15 protein-coding genes are annotated in these 23771 nt (G+C 41.3%); 3 read left to right on the top strand and 12 right to left on the bottom strand.

All coding sequences use genetic code 11. The features are described 5' to 3' along the window. Positions 1 to 121 precede the first annotated feature (121 nt). The 8 genes from CFS60_RS10825 to CFS60_RS10790 form a co-directional block, all read right to left on the bottom strand. Entirely contained in the window at positions 122 to 1204 is a 1083-nt protein-coding gene (locus tag CFS60_RS10825; RefSeq protein ID WP_088816224.1) for a DUF871 domain-containing protein, read from the bottom strand. Between the two features lie 21 nt (positions 1205 to 1225). Then, positions 1226 to 1528, bottom strand: a complete 303-nt coding sequence (locus CFS60_RS10820; RefSeq protein WP_088810898.1) for a PTS lactose/cellobiose transporter subunit IIA — start codon at positions 1526 to 1528, stop codon at positions 1226 to 1228. Between the two features lie 19 nt (positions 1529 to 1547). After that, the gene (locus CFS60_RS10815) at positions 1548 to 1862 is read right to left on the bottom strand and encodes a PTS sugar transporter subunit IIB (protein WP_088816223.1); all 315 of its coding nucleotides are present in this window, start codon (positions 1860 to 1862) and stop codon (positions 1548 to 1550) included. A gap of 149 nt (positions 1863 to 2011) precedes the next feature. Next, complete coding sequence (locus CFS60_RS10810) at positions 2012 to 4690, bottom strand: sigma 54-interacting transcriptional regulator (RefSeq protein WP_088810896.1); 2679 nt, start codon at positions 4688 to 4690, stop codon at positions 2012 to 2014. A gap of 80 nt (positions 4691 to 4770) precedes the next feature. Next, positions 4771 to 5886, bottom strand: coding sequence for a DEAD/DEAH box helicase (locus tag CFS60_RS10805; RefSeq protein ID WP_088810895.1), 1116 nt, complete (start codon positions 5884 to 5886; stop codon positions 4771 to 4773). Between the two features lie 138 nt (positions 5887 to 6024). Continuing rightward, complete coding sequence (locus CFS60_RS10800) at positions 6025 to 6984, bottom strand: LacI family DNA-binding transcriptional regulator (RefSeq protein ID WP_088810894.1); 960 nt, start codon at positions 6982 to 6984, stop codon at positions 6025 to 6027. Between the two features lie 46 nt (positions 6985 to 7030). Then, positions 7031 to 10237, bottom strand: coding sequence for a GH36-type glycosyl hydrolase domain-containing protein (locus tag CFS60_RS10795; RefSeq protein ID WP_179946608.1), 3207 nt, complete (start codon positions 10235 to 10237; stop codon positions 7031 to 7033). After that, positions 10234 to 12390, bottom strand: coding sequence for a glycoside hydrolase family 3 N-terminal domain-containing protein (locus tag CFS60_RS10790; RefSeq protein ID WP_088839244.1), 2157 nt, complete (start codon positions 12388 to 12390; stop codon positions 10234 to 10236). The genes CFS60_RS10795 and CFS60_RS10790 overlap by 4 nt, the downstream gene beginning before the upstream one ends. Before the next feature lie 342 nt (positions 12391 to 12732). Between CFS60_RS10790 and CFS60_RS10785 the strand changes: the two genes are divergently transcribed. The 3 genes from CFS60_RS10785 to CFS60_RS10775 are packed head-to-tail and all read left to right on the top strand — an operon-like array spanning position 12733 to position 15765. Then, positions 12733 to 13980 carry a sugar ABC transporter substrate-binding protein gene (locus tag CFS60_RS10785; RefSeq protein WP_088839243.1) on the top strand — a complete coding sequence of 416 codons (1248 nt, stop codon included), beginning with the start codon at positions 12733 to 12735 and terminating at the stop codon, positions 13978 to 13980. A gap of 49 nt (positions 13981 to 14029) precedes the next feature. Beyond that, entirely contained in the window at positions 14030 to 14917 is an 888-nt protein-coding gene (locus CFS60_RS10780) for a carbohydrate ABC transporter permease (protein WP_088810891.1), read from the top strand. A gap of 17 nt (positions 14918 to 14934) precedes the next feature. Then, positions 14935 to 15765 (top strand): carbohydrate ABC transporter permease, encoded by an 831-nt coding sequence (locus CFS60_RS10775; RefSeq protein WP_088810890.1) that lies wholly within the window; start codon positions 14935 to 14937, stop codon positions 15763 to 15765. Positions 15766 to 16202: 437 nt separating this feature from the next. On the opposite strand, the gene CFS60_RS10770 is transcribed toward CFS60_RS10775, so the two are convergent. The 4 genes from CFS60_RS10770 to CFS60_RS10755 all read right to left on the bottom strand — a co-directional run bounded on the left by CFS60_RS10770 (position 16203) and on the right by CFS60_RS10755 (position 23669). Next, positions 16203 to 17333: a glycerate kinase gene (locus tag CFS60_RS10770; RefSeq protein ID WP_088816221.1), complete on the bottom strand. Its 1131-nt coding sequence runs from the start codon at positions 17331 to 17333 to the stop codon at positions 16203 to 16205. Further along, complete coding sequence (locus CFS60_RS10765) at positions 17330 to 19018, bottom strand: sugar phosphorylase (RefSeq protein ID WP_369823194.1); 1689 nt, start codon at positions 19016 to 19018, stop codon at positions 17330 to 17332. Before CFS60_RS10765 ends, CFS60_RS10770 begins: the two co-directional genes overlap by 4 nt. Further along, a complete protein-coding gene (locus tag CFS60_RS10760; RefSeq protein ID WP_088839242.1) occupies positions 19011 to 21608 on the bottom strand; it encodes a glycoside hydrolase family 38 C-terminal domain-containing protein in 2598 nt (865 codons plus the stop codon). Before CFS60_RS10760 ends, CFS60_RS10765 begins: the two co-directional genes overlap by 8 nt. Before the next feature lie 75 nt (positions 21609 to 21683). After that, a complete protein-coding gene (locus CFS60_RS10755) occupies positions 21684 to 23669 on the bottom strand; it encodes a fructose-specific PTS transporter subunit EIIC (RefSeq protein WP_088810887.1) in 1986 nt (661 codons plus the stop codon). Between the last annotated feature and the right edge of the window lie 102 nt (positions 23670 to 23771).

Raw genomic sequence — 23771 nt, 5'->3', positions numbered from 1 at the left:
GAAATGGATTTCACTGGATTTTTGTTTATTTATATCCTAAACTCTTTTATTTTAAACAATTAAAGTTGTATAAATCATTCTACTAAAAAATGGTCGCTTCCGCGACCACTTTTTCTTAATCTTATTTCTCCACCAATCTAAAATGTTGCCACGGAAGAATATTTTCAAGCAAATAGCGTTCTTCTGGAACGACACGGGCCACGATATTTGTGTTGCCAGAGTTTTCCATATCACGGAGAGCAATTTGCATTTCGCCTTTGTAACGCTCGTAGCCGTTGTTATCGATTGTCACATCACCTAAAGCAAGTTTTTCCGTATCATGAGCTGGGAAATCATGCGTTTTAAAGTTTACGCGCGTCATCGTTGAACGGATAACATAAGCGGAAACGTCGCCACGGTTGAAGTGTTTTTGCGTCAACACGATTTCTTTTTCAACAGCAGTTGTTCCTGGTAAAAATTCAACTGCGATTTGTAATTCGTTGCGGTTCAGTTCACCGAGTGCCTTTAGCTCCGCCTCAGATGCGAACATGTTCCCCACAATAACATCGTCAATTAAACCGGTATTCCACAAATCTTTCGCTTGAACAGTAATATCCACGCCGCGATGTTCCTCAAGCGTTGGAAGTCCCCCGTCTACAACGAACCACGGACCATATTCGCCGCTGTTTGAAGAAACAAAAGCAGCCGTTCTTAAGTTTAAATCTTTAAATTGCTTGCTCGTACGTAAGAAGTGCTCGCGTGAAAGCGCCGTGTAGCGTCTTGGATAAAAGTTATGGCAACCGATAATGTTTGCCACATTTGCTTTATAAGATAAAATATTTTCAACATAACGTGTACCGTTACTAATGTTTAATTCAATCATTAAATCGTTGTCATCAAAGCTCATTGCCGCTTCTTCCGCGCCCGAAAAACCTAAATCAAGGCGTAAACCAGATAAGCCGATTTCTTTAAAACGGTCAAGTTCTTGATAAGTAACATTAAGCGATTCAAAAACAGTCGGATCAACGTCGGCAATAACTTCATAACCGAGCTCATTCGCGCGTTTACAAATCGTTTCGAGTTTCGCGAATTCTTCTTTATCGTTTGCCGAAATTAAACATGTAAAAATACGACTGAAGCCATATTTTGCAGCAGTTTCAATATATTGTAGTGATTCTTCTAAGGCAACATGTTGCGGGAAAACCGAAATACCTAATTTTCTCATAGTCAAAAACCCTCTCTTCTCTTATTTCGTGCGATATAGTTCAACAATTTCTTTCGCTAAATCTTTAAACGTGATGGCATTCATCAAGTGGTCTTGTGCATGCACAAGTAAAAGCGACACTTCTGTTTTTTCACCACGAGCTTCTCCTTGGATTAAAGCCGTTTGCGAATGATGTGCTTCGAGTAAAGCTTCCTCCGCTAATTTGATTTGTTCGTCGGCTTTTTCAAAATCACCTTTTTTTGCTGCATCAATAGCGAGCATAGCATCGCTTTTTGCGTTGCCTCCAAAAACGATAAGTCCCATAATAGTTTGTTCTAATTCCATTTTATACACGTCCTTTTCTTTAATTATCCGCTTGCATCATTCGAAATGCTTGATCTAATACTTTGTTTCCATCCATGGTGCCAAAGTCTATGCTGTCAATAATCTCAACCGGTATTCCAAGTGGATCTAATTTTTTCTTTAAATTTTTAGCTAAAAAACGAACTTGCGGTGCGAGTAAAACGGCGTCCGTATTCTGGATATGTTTATGAACATCAGCCTCAGCAACAGCGAGTACTTCCGTTTCAATCCCGCGTTCAGAGCTTACCTCAGTCATTCTTTTTACAAGTAGGCTACTTGACATTCCTGCCGAACAAATGAGCATAATTTTTTTCATTTTGACCCTCCGAAATCGAAATTTAGCAACAAACTATTAGAATGCAAGTTTCATGCCAACTTCATTATTTTCAAATGCCTGCTGTATCCTCTTTTTCTTTTACACAAAATCAGTAGAAGTGTGTAGCTTTCTACACACTTCTGCATATTTTAGTCTGCCGCACCAATTCGATTCGCGAGCATCATTTGCGTGAGATAAGCAATTTCGGATTGCGGCACTGTAATATTATACTCGCGCTCCACATTTTCCATCATTTGCTGGGTGACTTGCATCTCAACTAAATGATTTTTCGCAAACTCATTAAAATCTGGGAACTCACGGTCAACAGCACCCAGGCGCATGCGTTCAATTAGGAATGCTAAATGTAAAATCATGCCGATGTCAACACCCGGTTCTAAAATTAAGTTAAGTTGAATTTGCAACTCGGAAATGATTTTCCGCAAGAAATAAACAAGCTCTTCCGCTGACTCGACAGCTGTTAAATTTCCGTTTAAAGAAGCAATTAATTTTTCATAAGGTACTTCGTCATTTAAAATTCGTTTGATAATGTCGATGCCGCCATCTGAAAAGACTTCAAGCGCACTGAAAAATGGAATATCACGATACTGGAATTCAACAGAACCCATAATTGCTAAAATATTGTATTCCTCCATCAACTGATCAATGCGCTCACGAAACGCCTCTTTGTGCAGAAATTGCAGAACAATAATTTCCACTTTCGTTTGGTCAATAAGCGGTTCCACACGAGCCCGAAGCTGTTCGGCAACGCCTTCTCCAGTGAAGCAAGTAAAAATAACAACATTTTTAGCAGGTTTCGCCCGTAAAATTTGTGCTTTATATTTGTTTTCAAACAATTGCTGACAACTTTGGTAGATGTCTTCAAGTCCCCTGCCAAGCGAAGCCTTTCGAATTGCCTCAAGCACAACCGGCGTGCTAGCCATAGTCACCGTTTTCGTCCGAATGCCGAGCTCTTCTGTCAGCATGTTCCCAAACGAAGCGAGCGAGCCCATATCTGAAAGAATTAGCACACCTTTTTGTGGATCTAACTTGACGACCAGTTTTTTAACTTTTTCATACATCGTCTTCACTTCCATCGAAAGCGGCATGTCGATTGCCGTACCACTTTCAATGCTTAAAAGTTCCTGCACCGTTTCCACCATGCTCGTTGCAGTCGAGCGGCCATGCATGAGGACTAAAACTTCCACTTGCGCTTCACTCACAAACATCGATTCAACCACTTCTGCTGTTAAAAACATCGTTAAGAAGCCAATTTCATCAAATGGGATTTCAATGCCTAGTTCCTGCTCAATTAAAGAAGAAATATCAATGGCAACTTGGAACTCCTTCGGATATTTTTTGCGAACATTGTTTAAATCGGGGTGAATAATATGTTTTTGTTCGCGAATCCGTTCAATTGTGCTTTGTAAATGAAGTGCAAAAGCAAAGCGCATCTTGTCATTATACTGCCGTTCTAGGCGGTTTGTCGCCACTTCATATACGCGCTCCGTAAGCCGCCAAATTTCTGGGACAATGATTTCCTTCGCCGTTTGTTGCGTCGGAAGTTGCACCATATAATCGTGGAAATATTGGTCCACGTCCACATAAAGTGCAGCTTCGAGCTCTGTCTGATTTTTCCCCTCTTTAATCAATTCGTCAGCACGATCTTGAATGGCTTGGTAGACATCATTTACGTTCGTATATTTGGCCGCACTTTCCTCGCTCGAATCGGCAAATTTAAAAATCGTTTTATTCACGTCAATAAGGCGATTAAGCTTTTCAGGCTCGTCTTTCATGTGCAGTAGACCTTTTTGAACATGGATGGGCAAATCGTCCTGTTCGATTAAAATGTAGTTTGTCGCCTTCGTTTTATAATGTAAGAACGCTTTCGCACACGCCAATTTTAAGTCACGTTGCAATTGTCCCACATTGGCGCTTGCATGATAAAGTAAAAAGGCGATTAGAGCTTGGCGATGTACGCGAATCGGCTGGTTTAACCGGCGCGCTTCCTGCTTCAAGAAAAATTCAATCAATTGATAGCGCTCTTCCAAATTGCGTTCTGAAAGTGCTGGTAGCGTAATCGTCATCGGAATCCGTCTAGTAAACGTTTCAAGGAGAAAATTATCTGGCGATTCCGTTGTCGCTCCAATAATTTGCACCTGTGCGGTATGCACTTTTGAACTTTCACCAAGCGGACGATACTCCCCCTTATCGATAAAAGTAAAGAGCATTTCCTGACCTTCTGGCGGCAAGCGATGAATTTCATCTAGGAAGAGAACACCTCCATCTGCTTTTGCTAACAAGCCCGAACGTGTTTCCTCTGCGCCTGTATATGCGCCTTTTATAACGCCAAAAATTTGACCAAATAAAAGCTGCGGATTTTGTGCGTAGTCGGCGCAGTTAAACGATACAAATGGAGCGGTTTTCGAAATCATGGTAGACTCTTTCGCAAAATGATACATACATTCCGCAAAAAGCGATTTCCCAGTACCCGTTTTCCCTAAAATAAGCGTATGAAGACCGTGCGGTGGATATAGAATCGCTGCTTTAGCTTGTTGAATACTAACCTTTAAACTGTCACTAGAACCAATTAAACGATCAAAAGCGCTTGTTTCATTCGAGGTAGCATCAACTTCACTTTCTATCTTTAAAGCTTGATAAAAAACTGGTTTCCCAGGTAGTTTTTCAATTTTGTTTTCTTTAAATAGGTCATTCAAGTACCTGCTGGCGTTAGCCCGGTCCATACCTAGCGCATTTGCTACATCTCCAGCTGAAACTTTTTGATTCATCGCATTTAAGTGTTGTAATACTTCATCTTTTCTACTCGACATGCCCTTCGCTCCTTTAAAAACTCATTCATCTTTATTATACTCGTTTTTGTAAGCGCCTTTCAAGTTGTTAAAAAAGACGTTTACTTTTTCTTCGGTGCTGCACCAGACATAAGTTTTCCTTTATAGAAACGAACAAGCTCTCCCGTTTGATTTATGCCTGTTAAATATTGCTTGAGCGTTCTTGTTTCTCTTTCATTGACGAAACTAATAACCGTTCCGGCTTTTCCCATTCGACCTGTTCGTCCCGAACGATGCACATATTCTTTTTCTGTTTTCGGAAGATCATAATGAATGACGTACGGGAGGTCTGGGATGTCTAGGCCGCGGGCTGCGACGTCGGTCACGATAAGGAAATTTAATTCCGCTTTTTTGAAGGCTTGCAATGTTTTTTTACGCACATCGCGGCGTATGTCGCCATGAATTCCAGCTGCCTTCACCCCGTCATACGCGAGTTTTTCTAACAGAATATCCATTCTCGGTTTATCGCGAACAAATACAAGCGCGCGCATGCCCGGAACGTGTTCGAGTCTGCGTATGAGCGTGGCCTTATCGCGATTTTCGACTTCCATGTAAAGGTGGGTCACATTCTCATTCGCACGCTCAACTGGTGTCGCTTCAATGAACAGTGGTTTTTTTTCGGTTTGTCTAAAAAATTGTTCGGAATCATCTAGTTTCGTTGCCGAAACGAGGACCAGTTGTCTGTCGCGCATACTACTAGCTAAAATCTCCATGGTCGCTTTAAAATTTTCTGCCAGCAGCAATTGGTCGGCCTCATCAAGCGTAATCGTCTTGACTTCATGCATCTTAATTTTCTTTAGCTTGATGAGTTCGAGTGCGCGCCCAGGCGATGCCACAATGATTTGCGGTTTCTTTTTTAGTTTTTCAATTTGACGTTTGACGTTCGCCCCGCCGATAATCGGGAGCACAGTGATACCGTCTTTCACCCACGTTTTAATGGTATCTGAAATTTGCATGACAAGTTCATGGCTTGGGGCCAAAACGAGCCACTGCGTATGTGGTTTTGCTTCTATTTTTTCGAGAATTGGTAGCGTGTAGGCAACCGTTTTTCCGGTCCCGGTCGGAGAAATCGCAATCACATCGTCCCCGTTTTGAAGCGGCTCATAAATTGCGTTTTGAATATCTGTCGGTTCACCGTATGCATGTTCCAACCATTTTTCCTGCCAAATTTTTTGCATATTAAATCTCCTCTTTTTTCATTCATTAAGTAAGCTCATCATATCATAAAAAAAAAGGTAAAACCATATGGCTTTACCCTAGAGTGATGACAAATTGCACTCTGATTTCGTGCTGTACGTTTTGCTTGTCACCTTAATTTACCCGACTGAGCCGCCTCGAATGAGCGACGTGTAAATGATTTCGTTTTCAGTTTCTTCTTGTTGCAGCAATTTCACGAGCTTTTCAGCGGCGACAGCGCCCCATTTGTACTTGGAATAGTCGATGGTCGCTAGGCGCGGGTTTAGATAGGCGCCGACATCGCGGTTATCGAAGCCGATAATGCGAACATCGCGGCCAATGACAAAATTTTGTTTCGCGAAATAGCGGTACATTCCTATCGCCATGTTGTCGTTAAGCGAAAGCACCGAAACGGGATGCTTCCATTCGCGAACAATTTGGGCGGCGGCAAGCTCACCAGAAGCTTCTTCAAAATCGCCTTCGATGACGTGGACTTTTTCGCTATCAAAACGCGCCAGTTCCGTGAGAGCGGTGTCAAAACGGACGTTGCCGTCGAACGAATCTTTTGGTCCTTTGATGACATAAAAGTCGCCGCTAAACCCTTCTTTTAGGAAATCGACAGCGAGAGTGGCGCCTCCTTTGTTATCTAGCAAGACTTGGCGGATGTTAGGGTGCGTCAGTTCGCGGTCAAGCACAACCATTTTGTGGCCGCGATCAGCGTATTTTAAAATATCTTCCGTTTTAAACGTAGCATCCAATATGATGGCACCGTCAATCATTTTTTCCGGTAAAAAACGCTGCGATTTTTCCCCGCTGAGGGCAATAAGTTCATAATCTAATTTGCGCAGCGTTTCCGTGAGTCCATCAAGAAGTGGTCCGTAAAAAGCTCCGCCGTAGTTCGCCAAATAGGCGCCGATAATTTTTGTTTCGCGTGTTTTCAAAGTGCGTGCGGCCATGTTTGGAACATAGTTTAGCTCATTCGCAATGGCTAGAATGCGTTTCCGTGTCTTCTCCGTCACCTTCGAACTTCCGTTAAGCGCATAGGAAACGGTGGATATGGAAACGCCAGCTTGTTTTGCAATATCTTTAATTCCTACCAAATAAATCGCTTCCTTTTCGCTATTTTATTATATTATACACATTTTCTTAAATGCTGGTAAACAAAATTTCAAGCGCATGCTCCCCTTTTTCAAGTTCCGCTTTTGGGATAAAAAGAGCGCCCTCTCTGTATGGATTACGCAAAAGCTCACGCCGCGTTTCCCCTGCGAAAGTAATCCCTTTTTCCGTGCTCAACTTGAAAGTTAGATTTAGCGTGCGTCCAGAAAGTTCCATCGTCACTTTAAGGCCGTCTAAATCCCGCGGTAAAACAGGATCAAACTCAAAATGATTTGCCGTTTCGCGAATTCCTAAAACGGAGCGAATCAATTGGTTTAAGTAAATGCCAGGTCCGCTTGAATAAATGCGCCAGCCGCCTTTCACGGGAATACTTCCTTTTTCGACAGCAGCGAAATCATCTTGCGCGGCGTAGCGGTCAAGGAAAGCCGCATCTGAACTACTAAAATACGTGTTGCTTTGACGCGTAGCTGCGTTTGGTACAACCTCACTAATTTGAATTGGGTTAATCACATCTAGCATGTGCACTGCGCGACCGTCCCCAATTTTCGCAAGCGATTCAATATAGCGAATGTGTGCGTGAACGTATTGCAAACCGACCTCACGACCAAAGTTTGCTGCTTGCTCCGCCCGTTTAAAGTGCTTGCTCACACCACCCGCGTAATGCGCCGGTGCGCTCATCAGACGGACGCCATCAGGGTGGAGCAAATGCTCTTCGATAATATCAAAATTTTTCTTGCGCTGCTCATCGCTCACAAGTTCGGCGATAACGCTTCTTGTTAACGGAATTAGACGGTAATCAATTTTCGTTTCTCTATCTTGCGGATGAATCATAAATTCCGCTGTTTTTTCATCTTTCATATACACAAACCCAGGAATGACATCTGTAGTGCCAAGCATATAGTTGTTAAAATCACGCTTAATTGCATCCGCAAGCTCCGCATAATGTTTGCCCTCTGGCATTTCGTCCCCCAAATGCTGCATCACTTGGTACGTCAGCGCGACCGTCCAACTGGAAACCATCCGTTTTTTAAGTTCACTGTTTGCCGGCTGCAAAGTGTCGTCCCAGTCGCCGTCACCATAATTGGAAAGCGAAGTCCCTTTCATAAAGCGACTTTCAATTGTCGCAACAGCTTTTTCGATGTGTGCCTTTAAAGTTTCTTTCGAGTCGGTGTATCCTTTTGTTCTCGCCGAAATAAACGGAATGCTTTCTTCCAAAATCGTTTTATCTCCTGAAAGCGCCAGATAATCGCCGACCATTTTGAGCGGCCAAACGATGACGTCTCCGTGGCTTTCTTCTTGCTGAATGTCGACGTATTCATCGAACATAAACCACTGCGGCCAGTCACCCGTTTCGGCGTATTGATGCGAAAACACTTTCAAAATAAGTTTGCGAAGCACTTCTTTTTGTCCCGTTGCAAGGAAAAATTCAAATGGCCCTTGCGACACATCACGCGTCCCCCAAGCGGCGCCACTACCTTGTTCAAGACCGTGCGGCGAAGCATAGTGAATCAACATTTGGTGCGCATACCAGTAAGCCGTCAAATTGTACTTTTCAGCAAAAGTGGAGTCATGCGAAAGCTTGAACTGTCCAAGTAGCTTATCATAAAACTGCTCAAAATCCGCTTCTTTTTCGGCAAAAAAACGACCGTCTAACGTAGCTTGAACTTCAAAATGCGCGCTTTCTTTCTTCGAGTAGATAAAGCAATCTAAATCAGCCGTGTTAACCGCTGCATGCGCAATAAAACGCTCATCTGTTACTTCGTCAAAATTGCCGGAAATATGGTACGCCAAATTGGGATAGCGCACGTTGTTTTTTGGCTTGTAAATAAGCGTGCCGTCCGTTTCCGTCCGTGAAAACTCATTTTCGTATTCATTTGGCCCCATGCTAACTTGATTCGTCATGATAAAATCATACGTTTTGTTTTGCTCAGAACGAATCGTAACAAGCACTTTTTTGCTCCCACTGGAAAGCTTTGTTTCCACTGTAAGTGTGTCATCAGCCAACAGATAAATCCATTTCGCGCGGTTCGTCTGCATCTCGAATACACTCGGCATCGTGAGCAGATGAAGCCCGTCAGTTTTGCGCAAATAAATTCGGAGGCCACTCGTTTGAAGCAAATTAAGCGCGTTTCGCTGATGCGAACTAAATTTATTCATGTTCGTGTTCCCAAGCGTCACATGCGTTTGGAATACGCCCGCCATATAAACCGTTGTCGCCAGTGTGTTTTCCGGCGAGAGCAAATCAACTTGATCAAGCAAAATCGTGCCATGCGCACGCTCCACCAGGCGTTCTTTTTCCTTTAAAACAACATGCGCTTTTTCTGGGGTGAAAAAACTCAGCGTCTTGTTTGCCGACTGCTCTTCAAACAGGCGTGCTGGATAGTGCGCCTGAAGCCATTTTGCAGATGCCGTTTCGCCCCTAATTTCTGCCGCATGCCCGTGTTGTCGCACCATTTTTTCGCCCAATTGAAAATCGCTTTCTTCCAAACTATCAAAAAGCGCGTTTAGTTTCGCGGTAGAAGTTACAGATGTAGTCGCTTCCATTTGATTTCGCGTGAGCAGCCCATAAAAACACGTTTTTTCCTTCCCTTGCAAAAGTTCCGTTTGTAAACCGACCAGCGCCATTTCATATTGCCATTTGCGATTTTTAAGTCCGTCGCCTAGAAGTCCTTCCGGCGCTTCACCAAGTTTAACGCCCGTCCCGTAAAAATCGAATCCGTCCGTCACAAACCGTGTAATTTTACTTAAAGCACCAAATTCAGCGCCCGGAAATTGATTCCCCGCTTGCGGCTGGTTTTGCCGCGTCAAAATAACCTTCCCACGCTCCGTATCAAGCACATTATAATCAAGGTACTGCGCCATGTATGCCTCGTTCGTTCTAACAGCCGAAACATCAGCAAGCCCTAAATCCTGAATATAAATTAAATCATAACTTCCTTGAATATCCGCTGCCACCTCATAAAACCAACCATCTGCATGGATATGAAAAGTTACCAAATAGCTTCCAACAGGTAAAGTACCCGCATAGCTAACCGCACTCGCATGATAGGAAAACGTCGCGTCTTCATTTAATAGCGGATAACTTTTCCCGTCCGCCCGTAAGAAAATTTGTCCTAACCGCGTTTCAAGCGGGTTTTGCAATACTTGATTCACAAGCACCCCGTCATACAAAAGCGCATGCAAGTGCCCCGTTTCAAAAAATTTCGCCTCAAATTGACCTTTTCCAATTGTAATCATCTAACCACCCTAACCTCAAAACTTTTCACATCCACACTACTCGTTCCAATAAACACCCAGTGAAGCCCAGCTTCCTGCACCACAGTCAAATCCGGTAAATAAAACGAAAAATCTTCTTTTGTTAAAGCGAAAGAAAGTGTCGTTTTCTCACCCGGTTCTAGGCGCACTTTTTGAAACGCCTTAAGCTCTTTTAGCGGCCTGGAAACACTCGCTGTAATATCTTGCAGATATACTTGAATGACTTCGCTGCCGGCGCATTCGCCCGTATTTTGAACCGTCACTTTTACATGAAGCGTATCCGCTAGCGCGATTTCGTCCGCCACTTCCATTTCGCTGAGCACAAAATTCGTATAGCTTAACCCAAAACCAAACGGAAACAGCGGTTCATTTGGAATATCCAAATACTGCGACAAATATTTCTCACCCGCGTTTTGCGCCGTTTTTGGGCGCCCCGTGCGCAGCTCATTATAGAAAATTGGAATTTGTCCAGTTGTTTGCGGAATGGTCATCGATAGCTTCCCAGAAGGATTTACTTCTCCCGTCAGCAAATCAAAAATGGCATTTCCAGCTTCTGTTCCTGGGAAAAAGACATCTAAAACCGCTTCAGAATGGTCAACTAAATCGTGGATATCAAGCGGGCGACCGTTGAATAGAACCGTCACGACTGCCGAATTTGCCTTTGCAACACGTTTAGCGAGCTCATATTGCGCCTCCGGTAAGCGAATTGTCGCAAGACTTGCCGCCTCACCACTCCACTCGCTTTTTTCGCCAACACATAAAACGACGACGTCCGCATTTTTGGCTGCCTCTTCCGCTTCCTGCAACACGTTTTCCGAGATTTGCTCGTAGTCAGTGGACACAATTTCTGTGGCGCTGAATTTGCCCGAGAAGGCGTCCGCCATCGACACCGCATCTTTCTGTTCGCCGTACACAACCCAACCGCCCAAAACATCTTGACTATCCGCAAGCGGTCCAATCAACGCGATTTTTTGGTTGAAAGCAAGGGGTAAAATGTTTGCATTGTTTTTCAACAGCACGGCTGATTCATGCGCGACATTTCTTGCTACTTGGCGGTTCTCATCAGACAAAATATCTCCGCTACGCGAATCCCGTTTTAATCCCCGATAAGGATCTTTAAAGAGCCCTAGCTCCTCTTTTAATACGAGCATACGCATCACCGCTTCGTCTAATAACCCCTCCGAGACCTCGCCCGTTTCAACGAGCTCTTTTAGATTTGTAATAAAGCATTCCGTCATCATTTCAAGGTCAACACCCGCTAGGAGCGCGCCTTTTGCGGCTTCTTTCGTATCAGCTGCCGTCCCGTGATTAATAACTTCTTTCACTGCGCCCCAATCTGAAATCAGCACGCCTGAGAAACCAAGTTCTTGCCGTAAAACGTCTCGATTTAGCCATTTATTCATAGTCGCCGGAACGCCTTCTAGTACATTGAAAGACGTCATCACCATTTTCGCACCCGCTTCAAGTGCCGCCTGATAAGCTGGTAAATAATTTTGATAAAACTCGCGTTTACTCATATCAACTGTATGATATTCACGTCCTCCTTGCGGGGCTCCGTATGCCGCGAAATGTTTCACACAAGCAGCTAAGCGCGTGTAATCTTCCTGCAAATTTCCGCCTTGGTACCCGCGAACCATCGCCGCACCTAAGCGACTATTCAAATGTGGATCTTCGCCTGTAGATTCCATGACACGTCCCCAGCGCGGGTCCCGAACTAAATCCACCATCGGAGAAAATGTCACATGATGCCCACTTGCTGTCGCTTCAAGTGCCGAAACTCGAGCCATTTCACTTGCCACCTCTTCACTAAAAGATGCGCCTAGTGCTAGCGGAATAGGAAAAATCGTTTTATGCCCATGAATGATGTCCGCCATAAAAACAAGCGGAATTCCTAAGCGATTTGTTTTCATATGTTCTTCCTGAATTTGTAACATATCTTTTTTCGAGCTCGACCCTAAAACCGAACCCGCATTTTGAATAATGCTTTCTGTCAAATTGAGCTCTTCCATCGGTCCAGTAATTTCGCCCTGCATTTCGGTTCCTTTGAAGAATATCGGTGAAAGTTGCATCATCTGACTAATTTTTTCATCAAGTGTCATTTTTCCAAGTAAATCTTCCAACTGATTCTTATCCATAACGGCCTCCTAAATTTCTTTTGAAATCGAAACGTTTCTATCTAAATATAACAACAGTATAAGCGCTTTCTTTTTTATAGTCAATCATTTTTATTGTTTCACAAGATTTTATCGTCGATTATCACTTTTCTTACTATTAAATGGGCGAAAACCGAATTTGATTAGCATGGCAAACGCAATATCAAAAAAACGTTATATAGAGCCATTTAAATACCTTTTTTGATTTTTTTAGAAAAAAATAGTTGAAACCGATTACATTTCATATTATAATAACCCTATCGAAACGTTTCTATAAAATTTCAAGTTTGTGAAAATGCGTCATAAAAAACGGAGGTAAAAATAATGAAGAAGAAAATGAGTATTGTTTTGTCTGTTTTAGTTTTATCCTTAAGTTTAGTGTTAGCAGCTTGTGGTTCAGGAAGTGGGAGTGAGTCTAGCGATAAAGATACTTTAACAGTATGGGCAATGGGTGATGAAGCAAAATCCCTGAAAGACTTAGCCAAAGACTTTACGAAAGAAAGTGGCATTGATGTCAAAGTACAAGTTATTCCTTGGGCAAATGCACATGACAAATTACTAACTGCTGTCGCATCAAAAGAAGGTCCAGATGTTCTGCAAATGGGAACGACTTGGATGCCTGAATTTGTAGAAGCTGGCGCTATTCAAGATATTTCGAAGGAAGTTAAAGCGAGTGAAAACATGAATCCCGACAAATTTTTCCCGGGTTCAGTAAAAACAACCGAATTTGACGGCAAATACTACGGTGTTCCGTGGTACGCAGAAACGCGCGTCTTATTCTACCGTACCGACTTACTTAAAAAAGTAGGCTACAACGAAGCCCCTAAAACATGGGATGAGCTTTCCGACGCTGCTTTAAAACTTTCTAAACGTGGCAAAGACATGTATGGCCTTAACGTTGACGCGAACGAACAAACACTAGGCTTTATGTTCGGTCGTCAAAACGGCTCTGAGCTTCTTACAGATGACAGTACAAAACCCGTTTTTAATCAAAAAGAATTTGTAGATGCAGTGAAATATTTAGATTCCTTCGTAAAAAATGGTTCTGCTCCTGACACTGATTTAGGCATGGATGCTGCCCAAACATTTGGTGGAGACGGAATTGTACCTATGTTCATCAGTGGACCGTGGATGGTTAACACCATTAAAACAACGATTCCTGATATCGAAGGAAAATGGGCAACTGCTGTTCTTCCTAAAAAGGAAAATAACATCTCCAGCCTAGGTGGCGCGAACTTGACTGTCTTCAAATATTCTAAGAAACAAAAAGAAGCACTTAAATTTATGGAATTTATGAGCCAACCAGATATTCAGTTGAAATGGCTCAAAGACACAAACTCAATGCCAGCAAGTAAAGCAGCATGGGAAGATAAGACACTAAAAGAAGACCAATTCTATCAAGTGTTTGGTGAACAAATGAAAGACGCTGAACCAATGCCACTTATTCCAGAATTTGAAGAAATTGCGCAAACGTACCTCAAAAACTGGGAACAAATTTATCGCGGCGGTGCTGATCCACAAGAACAAATGGACTCATATAATCAGCAAGTCATCGATATACTCAAGAAATAAAATACCGCGGGGCGCAATTTGCCCCGTTTTTTCATAAGAAAGGAGCGCCATGAAACAGTTTTTAAATCGTCATACACCCTATTTCTTTATTTCGCCAGCGCTAATTTTACTTATTCTTTTTTCCCTTATACCGATTGTCGTCGCTTTTGTTATTAGCTTCACCGACATCAACTTAACGGGACTGGCGGACTTTTCGAAAATTAATTTTATCGGATTTGAAAACTATATCAATATTTTACAGGATCCGGTTTTCTTGAAATCCATTGGAAACACACTATTTTATGTTATTGTCGGTGTTCCACTTGTCATCGTTTGTTCGCTTGCTATTGCGATTATGATTAACTTTTCGCAAGCGAAGATTTTCCAATTTTTCCGCTTAATCTTTTACACACCTTCCATCACAAACGTTGTCGCGGTGGCCGTTGTTTGGAGCTATTTATACAACCCGCAATTTGGGCTTTTTAACTACTTGCTGTCGCTCATTGACTTGCCGCCAGTTCCGTGGTTACAAGATCCTACGATTGCTAAAATCTCTTTAATTATTCTTGCTGTATGGCGGGCCATTGGTGTCAATATGATCATTTTTTTAGCGGCCCTGCAAGGTATTCCAAAAGAATACTACGAAGCAGCGCAACTAGATGGTGCCGGCAATTTCCAACAGCTCTTTAAAATTACCGTACCGCTTCTTAGTTTTGCGATTTTCTTTGTCAGTGTAACAACATTAATTGGCTGGTTGCAATTCTTCGAAGAGCCGTTTGTTATGACAAAAGGCGGGCCGCTAGACAGTACAAATTCAGTTGCCCTTTTCATCTACCAAAACGGTTTCCAATTTAGTAAATTCGGTTACGCGGCGGCTGGGTCATTTATTCTGTTTATCGCGATTATTATCGTGACTCTGATTCAATTCCGTTTACAAAGAAAAAATAATACGATGTAATTTGAGAGGAGAAAAAAATGAATCCATATACAGAGAAATCTCGCATGTCAAAACTAATTGTTATTCTTATTTTAACGATTGGCGGATTTTTTATGATTTTGCCGTTCATTTGGATGGTTCTCTCCTCCTTTAAAACGGATGCAGAAATTTTAAAAATTCCTCCAACCATTTGGCCTGAAACATTCACTTGGGAAAATTTCAAAATGTTGTTTGTTGAAATGAACTTCAGTGTGTATTTAAAAAATACACTTATTATCGTGCTATTCTCTTTCATTGGCCTATTTTTCAACGCAATGGCCGGCTATGGTTTTGCTAAATTTAAATTTAAAGGGAAAAACAAACTATTTTATTTAGTGTTAGCTACAATGATGATTCCCGGACAAGTAACTATGATTCCGGTCTACTTAATTTTAAATGCGATGGGACTCACCAATACAATGACAGGTATTATCCTCCCCGGCCTAGTTGGCGCCTTTGGGATTTTCCTATTCCGGCAATTTATGTCCACCATTTCCGATGACTTGCTTGAAGCGGCACGACTAGACGGAGCAAGTGAATTTTATATCTTTTGGCGAATTATCATCCCGATCTCGCGTCCAGTATTAGCTGTTCAAGGGATTTTGACATTTATCGCAGGCTGGAACTCATTCCTATGGCCACTCATTATTGCCAACGACGAGAAGTACTATACACTTTCCGTTGGCTTGCAACTACTAAAAGGGCAATATAGCAGTAATTACGCTTTGCAAATGGCAGGTTCTACCTTCATGGTTATCCCCGTTATCTTGATTTTCATGATGTTCCAGAAATATATTTTAAAAGGCTTCAATGTTTCAGGAATGAAATGATGAATTAAAAAGACAAAAAACGGTGCTACAATCCAAAAGTTAGAGCACATTTAATTAAATTTTTTGGCTGGTCTGAAGACAGTATTCTATCTGACTTCGGCCAGCCAATTTTAATTTGATATATTGATGATGATACAATCTTATTACTATAGAAACTTATTATGTTTTGGGATTAGCTTTCGTAAAATATAAATGTTGCAACCTCTAAAAAGATTTTCTACCCATTTTTTTGATTAAGTTAGAATTTACACCTTACATCGGCCTATAAAAAAAGCCGAGAGATAAGTTGTCTCTTCAGCTTTCCGTCCGTTTAGAACTCAAACAATTGCTAGGGATGGTCTTATAAATACTGCCACCCCTACTTCAGTTATATTATTTTTATCTTCGTAGCAAATGTTCACTACACAAAACTTTCCAATGAGCGCTTCAGGCTTCTTTTAATTTTTAGGAATGTATTTAAATAGCTGATAACTTTCTCTAGCTGTCAAAGCGAGATTCTTAGCTGCCACTTCTTTTTTCAAGGCCGAGTCTAAAGAAATCGGCTCTTGTTGAATTGAAAAAACGCCCAGAAGGAGTGCTTCCAAATCACCTAAGTTTGCGCTTCTCCTACCAGCAAGCCCAATCACTGGAATTGCATATTTCCGAGCAATTTCAGCAATTTTCATTGGTAATTTTCCTTGTGCGGATTGTTGATCTATACTGCCTTCTCCCGTATAGATTAAATCTGCTGTTTTTAGAGCAGCTTCTAAGTTGGTCATTGCTGCAATTAGATCAAATCCAGATTCGATTTTCCCACCAATACAGACCAGACTTCCTGCTATCCCCCCAGCCGCTCCTGTTCCTGCTAGCTCATTTAAATCTGTTCCTACTTGTTCAAAAATAAAGTTTGCCCAGTCTTTTGCCCGTGCATCTAGTCGCTTCACTTGCTCCAAACTTGCTCCTTTTTGTGGTGCAAACACATGTGCAAAACCAAGCTCACCTGAGAAAGGATTACTCACATCACTTCCAATGAAGATTTCAAGTTCTGCGAAGGTTTCTTTTAGCGCGTGTAAATCAATATCAAATTTCGCCTCTTGCAAAAGTAAGTTTCCTTCATGTTTATTTCCTTTTGTAAGAGCAGTAAGCAAGCCTAATCCGCCGTCTGATGTTGCTGTTCCGCCTAAAAAGATAACGATTTGCTTACAATTCCGTGCTTTGGCATCTAGAATCATTTCGCCAACACCAAAACTACTCCCTTGTTTTGTCGTTTCTCCGCTTGGTTTGATGGCTTCAATTCCGATAATCGATGCACTTTCGATGATAGCTGTTTTTTTATTTTTCCAAGTTGTGATGAGGTAGCTGACTTCTCTTGCCCGGTTCAGTGTATCTGTCGCTATCATCGTCACACTTTCCACGTGCTCTAGGCCATGTTTTAAGGCACTCATGCTCCCTTCACCGCCGTCTGAAACTTCATAAACTTGGATGTCTGTTGAAGCATCGATTTGATGAATTCCTTTTTGAATGGCTTCTCCAGCTTCTAAACTTGTTAGACTTCCTTTAAAGGAATCCACCGCGATTGCGATTTTCATTTTTCTTCAACCTCAATCCATGCAAATCCGTAAGCGTTAAGAGAGAGCGTATTTGTAACGAGAGCTTCGTTAATAATGTCAAATCCACTTACGCCTTCGATTGATACAGTTTCATTACTTACGTTTGTAAAAGCCAGAATACTCTTTTGTCCATCTCCAAGATTTCGTTTTAACGCAAAGATTTTTGCTCCATAATCTAACACACTTTGGCTCGCATAAGGGCTAAATTGCTCGTAGTTTTTTCGAGTTTTGATTAACTTAGAAATGCCGTTAAAAATCGTCTTGCGATAATGATTCGTTTCTAACTCGTTAAGCAAAACTTCTTTATCCAATTTTTCACGGTTGATACGCCGATTAATACCAGATTCATTCACACCTTTAAAATCATTTTTAGAACCAAAAAGAGAATGGTAGTAAATGGCTGGGACACCGACCATCGAGAGTAAAATATGATGTGCCGCTATCATTTTCTGAGTTGTCTGTTCATCATCTTCTCCCTCATTCCGTAATGCTTCTGAATAATTAATGTTTAGCTCATAAACTGTCTCACTACCATCTAGATTCGATTTATAAGATACCTTTCCGCCATTTGCCAGCACTTTTTCGACTAAAAATCCACGTTCTTCTTCAGGTAAAATGCCTTCTGTTGGGCGCATTCCAATTCCGTCATGAGAGGCTAGAAAATTAAAATAGGTCGATGTACTTGAAACACGATCAATATTTTTAGCCCAACCGCTTAGAATTTCGCTGCTGTTTTTTGTAAAAGCATGTAAGACAAGCGGCGGAAGCGGAAACTGGTAAACCATCTGTGCTTCATTCCGTTTGTTGCCAAAGTAGCTGATATTTTCTTCATGCGGTACATTCGTTTCAGTGATGATTTGGGTGTTGGGTGCGAAATATTCCAACAAAATTCGCCAAAGCTGAATTAATTCGTGCGTTTCCGTTAAATGAATCGAGCTTGTTCCCGATTTTTTCCACAAAAAACCAATTGCATCCAGTCGAATGGAAGAAGCCCCTTCTCGTGCATAGGTTAAAATAACATCTGTCAGCCGCGCGAGCATTTTTCCGTCTTGAATGTTCACATCGACTTGGTCTTCGCTAAAGGTTGACCATGCTGAAACAGAACCATTTTTCCCTTCATAGGTATGGAAGAGTGGTGATGTCCGAGGCCTTACAACGTTTGAAACATCAAAATTAGGATTTTCTTTTATAAAGGCTTCTCGAAATTCTGGATCTTCTACTAAAAATCTTTTGAACCAGTCGCTTGATTTTGACATGTGATTTGCAACAAAATCAAACATTAACCGATAATCTTGTCCGAGATGATGAATATCCGACCAGTCTCCAAGTGAAGGATTGATTTGATAATAGTCGGTCACGGAAAATCCATCATCTGACGTATAAGGAAACATGGGGAGTAAATGTACATCCGAAATAGTTTCTCGCGCCACTTCATCAAGCGTTTCTTTAAGCGCAAGTAAAGGTGCCTTGCCTGCAGACTGAATACTATCACCGTAAGTAATCAAATAGACATTGTTTTCCCCGATAACTTCATGTTTAGGAAAGGAAAGTTGTTCAAATTTTTGAATGACGGGTTCAAGCTCCGCCATCACTGCATCTGCTTTATCACGATATATTTGGTTTATTTTTTCTGAAATTGCTTGTTTGATTTCCAATTTATTCACCTACTTGATTCAAGACTAGACTTGCAAAATCTTTTCCGCCAATTTCTATTACGCTTTTATCCGCTTTTTCATCTAATGTACAAATCTTGCGAAGTGTTTCTGGTAATATAATTGGTTTTTCTTGTGGATTAAATACCCGCAAAATGATTTGGTTGCTTTTTTCTGCTTTTTTCATACTACTTACAAAAATATCATTCGGCACGGTAAGCATGGTTTTTTCTACTGGTAAACCTTGTAAGTTTTCAGGTTGCGGTAATTCAAAACGATCTAGACGCTCTTCAAAGCTATTCAAATTTTGTAATTGATAGCTCAGTACATTACGAGAAACTTCTTCTGCGCTCCCATATAAATGAACGGGTTCTGGCTCTCCTGCCGTAAAACGGCAACTCAGTTCAAATATCCATTCACCTTGCATCTGAGCATCAGGCGTTTCCACCACTTTATTATTAATTCCAGACGCTCGCCCCGGCCGCCAAGCAAGGTCATCGCGTCCAAGTAGGCCAACACTTCTAAATAGAGTGATAAAAAGGTGTTGATTCGTTGCCTCATATTCTTTTAATCCTTTTGGATAAACCGCCAAGTGTCCTGCCTCATCTGGCGTTACAACCAAACGTTCAAGCGGATAAATTGCTTGCGGGGATTCCGCAAACCCAAGTTCTTTCCAATTTGATAAATAAGGATTATTGTTTTGACGTTCTAGCAAACTATAGCCTTGATCTGCGAAACTCGTACCCGCTTTATTTTCACTGGCAAACCGCATTCGAATTCGGTGATCTTTAGTTTGATTATCAAGCTTGTGCGCTAAATGAATTAAATCAGAGTTCTTCGTGAGACGAATCGTTGTCTGGATTTTCATCTGTTCGGTTAATGCATTCGCCTGCTCAAGATTTTTTGCCACTGCCACTTCCGTTTCTACAACCATCTGACTTTCTTCTGCTGACTCTTTCACTTCGAGAATATGAAATCCGTTTGAAAAATTGGCTTCGTTTCCTTCGATAGGTGAAAAATCATAAGAATCCCCACCATCCGCGCAATTTTCAAAATCAAAAAAGTTTTTTCGAACCGTTCCATCTGCTCTTCTTAATTCAATTTGTCCGCCAGCAACACAAATCTCATAAAATTCATTACGGATACTTGTTGCTTCCGTTAACGCTAACACTTCAGCAGAGGTTTCATCAAGCTGCAGCTTACGATAGCCAAATCCTTCAAAATGGACTCTTGCTGTAATTTCCGTACGGTAATACCCCGGAAGTTCAACTTGCACTTCGCCGTCCGCCGTCACCTTCACCTGGGTTCCGCCAGAAATATATTCTTGTTTGCGAATCACTTGGTTTAAAATATTTCCTACAATATCTGTTAGTCGAACTTGCTTTGAGTGAGTAAACACAACGAAGTCCACTTGCTTTTCTACACTTTTAGGACTTAAATGGAATGCAAGTACACCCGATTCTTCTCCCAAGACAGCCCTGCTAATTTGCTTTTTCAAAATATTAATCTGATCGTCAATAATTCGTTCTACTTTAAATAAACGATTCATAATTTCCCGATTAGTTTCATCTGAGTTACACCCGCCAATCGAATCATGCGCATGCACGTCAAAAAGAAGTTTTAGACAATGATTAATCCAGTTTTGCGGATAATTTCCACCAAGATCCTTGCTAAGCACTGCCAAAGGTTCCAACTGTTGATACAGTTTTTCTTCTACTTTTGCGTTTAAAATTTTAATATCCATTCGTTGCGAACGTATTGTATTATGAATACGTGATTTTTGACAAGCAATTAGTTCCCCAGAAATTTCAGTAGCGTGCGGGCACTCCCATGCTTTTTCCATAAAACTTTCATAATCTGACAAAATAAATTCATAATGCCAATCCCGTTTATTGAGTTCTTCAACCACTTGTGGGAAGTGTTTTCGAACAAAAACCTGATCTCCCCCAGCTGGTAGTAACAAAGGCACGTGCGCTGGATTCTTAGCTTCTAGCGCCTCTAAAATCGGAAGCAATGTTTTTTCTACATAGTCCTCTTCACTTGATAAGAATTTTCCCGGACCATATCCAAAAAAGAGATTATTGGTTTTAATCCCCTCTCCATTTGGTGCAATCCAGTTGAAATTTAAATCTTCGCTAACTTGTTCGTTATACACACCTCTTTGAAACACGCTATAGGACAGGCCAAATCGTCTAAATATGCTTGGTAAATAAGCATTTTGCCCAAAAACATCTGGCAAATAACCAATATCCATCGAATGTCCCAGCGCTTCAGCTCCTAATTTTCCAATTAATAAATTACGAATGGTCGATTCGGTTTGAACAAGTAAAGTATCCCCTTGTGTGTACCAAGGGCCTACATGTAGCCTATTTTCTTGAACAAGTTTTTTGATACGCTGGCCATCTTCAGGCGTATATTTAAGATAATCCTCAACAACAGACATCTGTCCATCAAAGGTATATGTTTTAAATTCAGGTTGCCTCTCCAAAAAGTGCAACAACTGGGAAAGATTTTCACTTAATAATGTATTGGAATCTTCTATTGAAAAGTACCACTCACGATCCCAATGACTATGTGGTACAACAAAAACTTGCCTTTTCACGGATCAATCACCTATTCTAAATTTTTTATTTCTAAAGAGAATGGGACAAACAAATATTTGCCCCATTTCTGATTTTTACATATCAACTTTCTTACCTTTAGCTTCTTTGCGTTTAATAATCGCGTATCTTACAAAGATGTTTCCAAATGCTATTACAAGAACCCCTGCAAGCAAGCCAATTAAATAAGCTGGTAAATGCTCAACAAGTGGCCAGCCCCAAACTGCTGGGAGTGGTAGCCACTGCACTGCGCCTAAGGCAACTGCTGTACAGGAACCTACGATAGCCCCAATCACATTGATAGGAATCGTAATCAGCGGATTTCTTAGCATAAACGGAATTGCACCTTCTGAAATGGCTAGAAATCCTAGTAGGAATGAAGTGCCTCCAACAACACGTAGCTCTTGTGAATACACACGTCGTCCAACAACAAATCGATCGATCATCGTAGATAAGCCAAGTCCAAGTGGCGGAATGACAATTGCAAGTACACGGGCAGTTAGTGGAAAAATGCCATCTGCTGCTAAACCGATTGCAATTGCACCGGCTGCTTTATTGACTGGTCCACCTAAGTCGAATGCTGTTGCAGCTGCAATAACTGCTGATAGACCAATCTCTCCTGCCCCACTCATATTTGTAATCACATCGGCAATCCATTTATTTAAAGCTCCAAATACTGGATCCACGAAATACATATTGAGTACAAAGATGAAAAGTACCGATAAGCCTGGAACCAAGAACATTGGCTTCATAGCGCTTAAATTTTTACTTAATTTAATCTTGTTGTTTAAGAAACGAGAAAAGTAACCTGCCGCAATACCTAAGACTAATGCTCCTAAGAACCCACTTGGAATTCCGCCATCAATTCCCCAGAATGTGTAATGTAACCCGCCTGCAAAAAGTCCACCTGCAAAACCTGCTACTAAACCAAGGCGGTCTGCAATGGAATAAGCCGCAAACATTGCAAATACTGGATAAATAAATTTGAAGAGTAAGTTTCCGAATGCATCTAGATAATGCAAGAAGGTGACTAGACCACCCGTATCACGGTAAGCGGCTTCACCAATAACGGCTGGATCCATTCCAAGCGCTAAGCTCCAAACAAGTTTCGCAATTCCTAGCATTAACCCTGCGGCAACGAGAAGTGGAATCATGTATGAAATCCCTGTCATTACAGCCGTAATGATTTCATTTTTAATTCCTTTCTTTTCCGTGCCAGAATTAGTTGATATTTCTTCAACTGTCCCCTCTACAATTCCTTGGGGAGAATTCAAGGCTTGATTAATAATTTCTTCACTTCGTTTTAAAGGTTCCGCTACTTTCACTTGTACATAAGGCAGACCTGCAAAGCGTTCACGTTCTTTAACTTTTGTATCGACTGCAAAAATAATGCCTGAAGCTTTTTTCACCATTTCAGGCGTAATTTTATCTTCTAGACCGTTAGCACCTTGTTTTTCAACATGGATTTTAATGCCCATTTCAGTTGCTTTCTTCTCTAAAGTTTCAGCTGCCATATACGTATGCGCGATTCCTGTTGCACAAGAAGTAATGGCTAAAAGAAACTTATCCGAATTCACCTTTTCGGAAGTCTTTTCTTCTTTTTCTTCAGATAATAAAGCTACAATTTCTTCTGACGAGTTTGCTGCCTTGATTGCATTTAGATAATTTTCATCTACTAATCGACTGCTTAGCTCAGCCAACAATTTTAAATGTGTCGTTCCTGCTTCGCTCTCTGGAATGGCTAAAAGAAAGATTACATCTACTTTATTTTCAGGATTTAAAGATGGCCAAGCTCCCTTTTTCATTGGTTCATCAAGAGTCATGACTGCAAATCCAGCTTTGTTAACAGCTTTACTTTTTCCATGTGGAATAGCTAAACCATTTTCCATTCCAGTTTCGGAATGTTCTTCTCGTTTATATACATCGGCTAAAAATTCGTCAATGCTTGCGATGTATTCGTTTTCAAAAAGTAGCCGAGCGAGTTTCGACAACGCTTCTTCTCTTGTGGAAACGTGTTGCTTCGCAAGAACTAAATTCGGTGCTATTAGCGCTCCAATATTCATTTAACTTTCTCCTTTGCTCTTTTGATAAAAATAATATATCACTAAAATGCAAACATTTTCATTCAGAATTTGGATAATTATCCAGAATAGGTTACAATAGGG

Source organism: Listeria sp. ILCC792, from assembly GCF_900186135.1.
GTDB lineage: Bacteria > Bacillota > Bacilli > Lactobacillales > Listeriaceae > Listeria > Listeria goaensis.
The sequence above is the reverse complement of the archived record's forward strand: the minus strand, read 5'-3'. Positions and strand labels throughout refer to the sequence as shown.

Excerpts from the sequence above, each read along its gene's own strand:
- CFS60_RS10815 (WP_088816223.1), bottom strand. The coding sequence starts at position 1,862 with ATGAAAAAAATTATGCTCATTTGTTCGGCAGGAATGTCAAGTAGCCTA.
- CFS60_RS10805 (WP_088810895.1), bottom strand. The coding sequence starts at position 5,886 with ATGCAAAAAATTTGGCAGGAAAAATGGTTGGAACATGCATACGGTGAA.
- CFS60_RS10770 (WP_088816221.1), bottom strand. The coding sequence starts at position 17,333 with ATGAAAATCGCAATCGCGGTGGATTCCTTTAAAGGAAGTCTAACAAGT.
- CFS60_RS10795 (WP_179946608.1), bottom strand. The coding sequence starts at position 10,237 with ATGATTACAATTGGAAAAGGTCAATTTGAGGCGAAATTTTTTGAAACG.
- CFS60_RS10810 (WP_088810896.1), bottom strand. The coding sequence starts at position 4,690 with ATGTCGAGTAGAAAAGATGAAGTATTACAACACTTAAATGCGATGAAT.
- CFS60_RS10775 (WP_088810890.1), top strand. The coding sequence starts at position 14,935 with ATGAATCCATATACAGAGAAATCTCGCATGTCAAAACTAATTGTTATT.
- CFS60_RS10755 (WP_088810887.1), bottom strand. The coding sequence starts at position 23,669 with ATGAATATTGGAGCGCTAATAGCACCGAATTTAGTTCTTGCGAAGCAA.
- CFS60_RS10785 (WP_088839243.1), top strand. The coding sequence starts at position 12,733 with ATGAAGAAGAAAATGAGTATTGTTTTGTCTGTTTTAGTTTTATCCTTA.
- CFS60_RS10780 (WP_088810891.1), top strand. The coding sequence starts at position 14,030 with ATGAAACAGTTTTTAAATCGTCATACACCCTATTTCTTTATTTCGCCA.
- CFS60_RS10820 (WP_088810898.1), bottom strand. The coding sequence starts at position 1,528 with ATGGAATTAGAACAAACTATTATGGGACTTATCGTTTTTGGAGGCAAC.
- CFS60_RS10825 (WP_088816224.1), bottom strand. The coding sequence starts at position 1,204 with ATGAGAAAATTAGGTATTTCGGTTTTCCCGCAACATGTTGCCTTAGAA.
- CFS60_RS10790 (WP_088839244.1), bottom strand. The coding sequence starts at position 12,390 with ATGGATAAGAATCAGTTGGAAGATTTACTTGGAAAAATGACACTTGAT.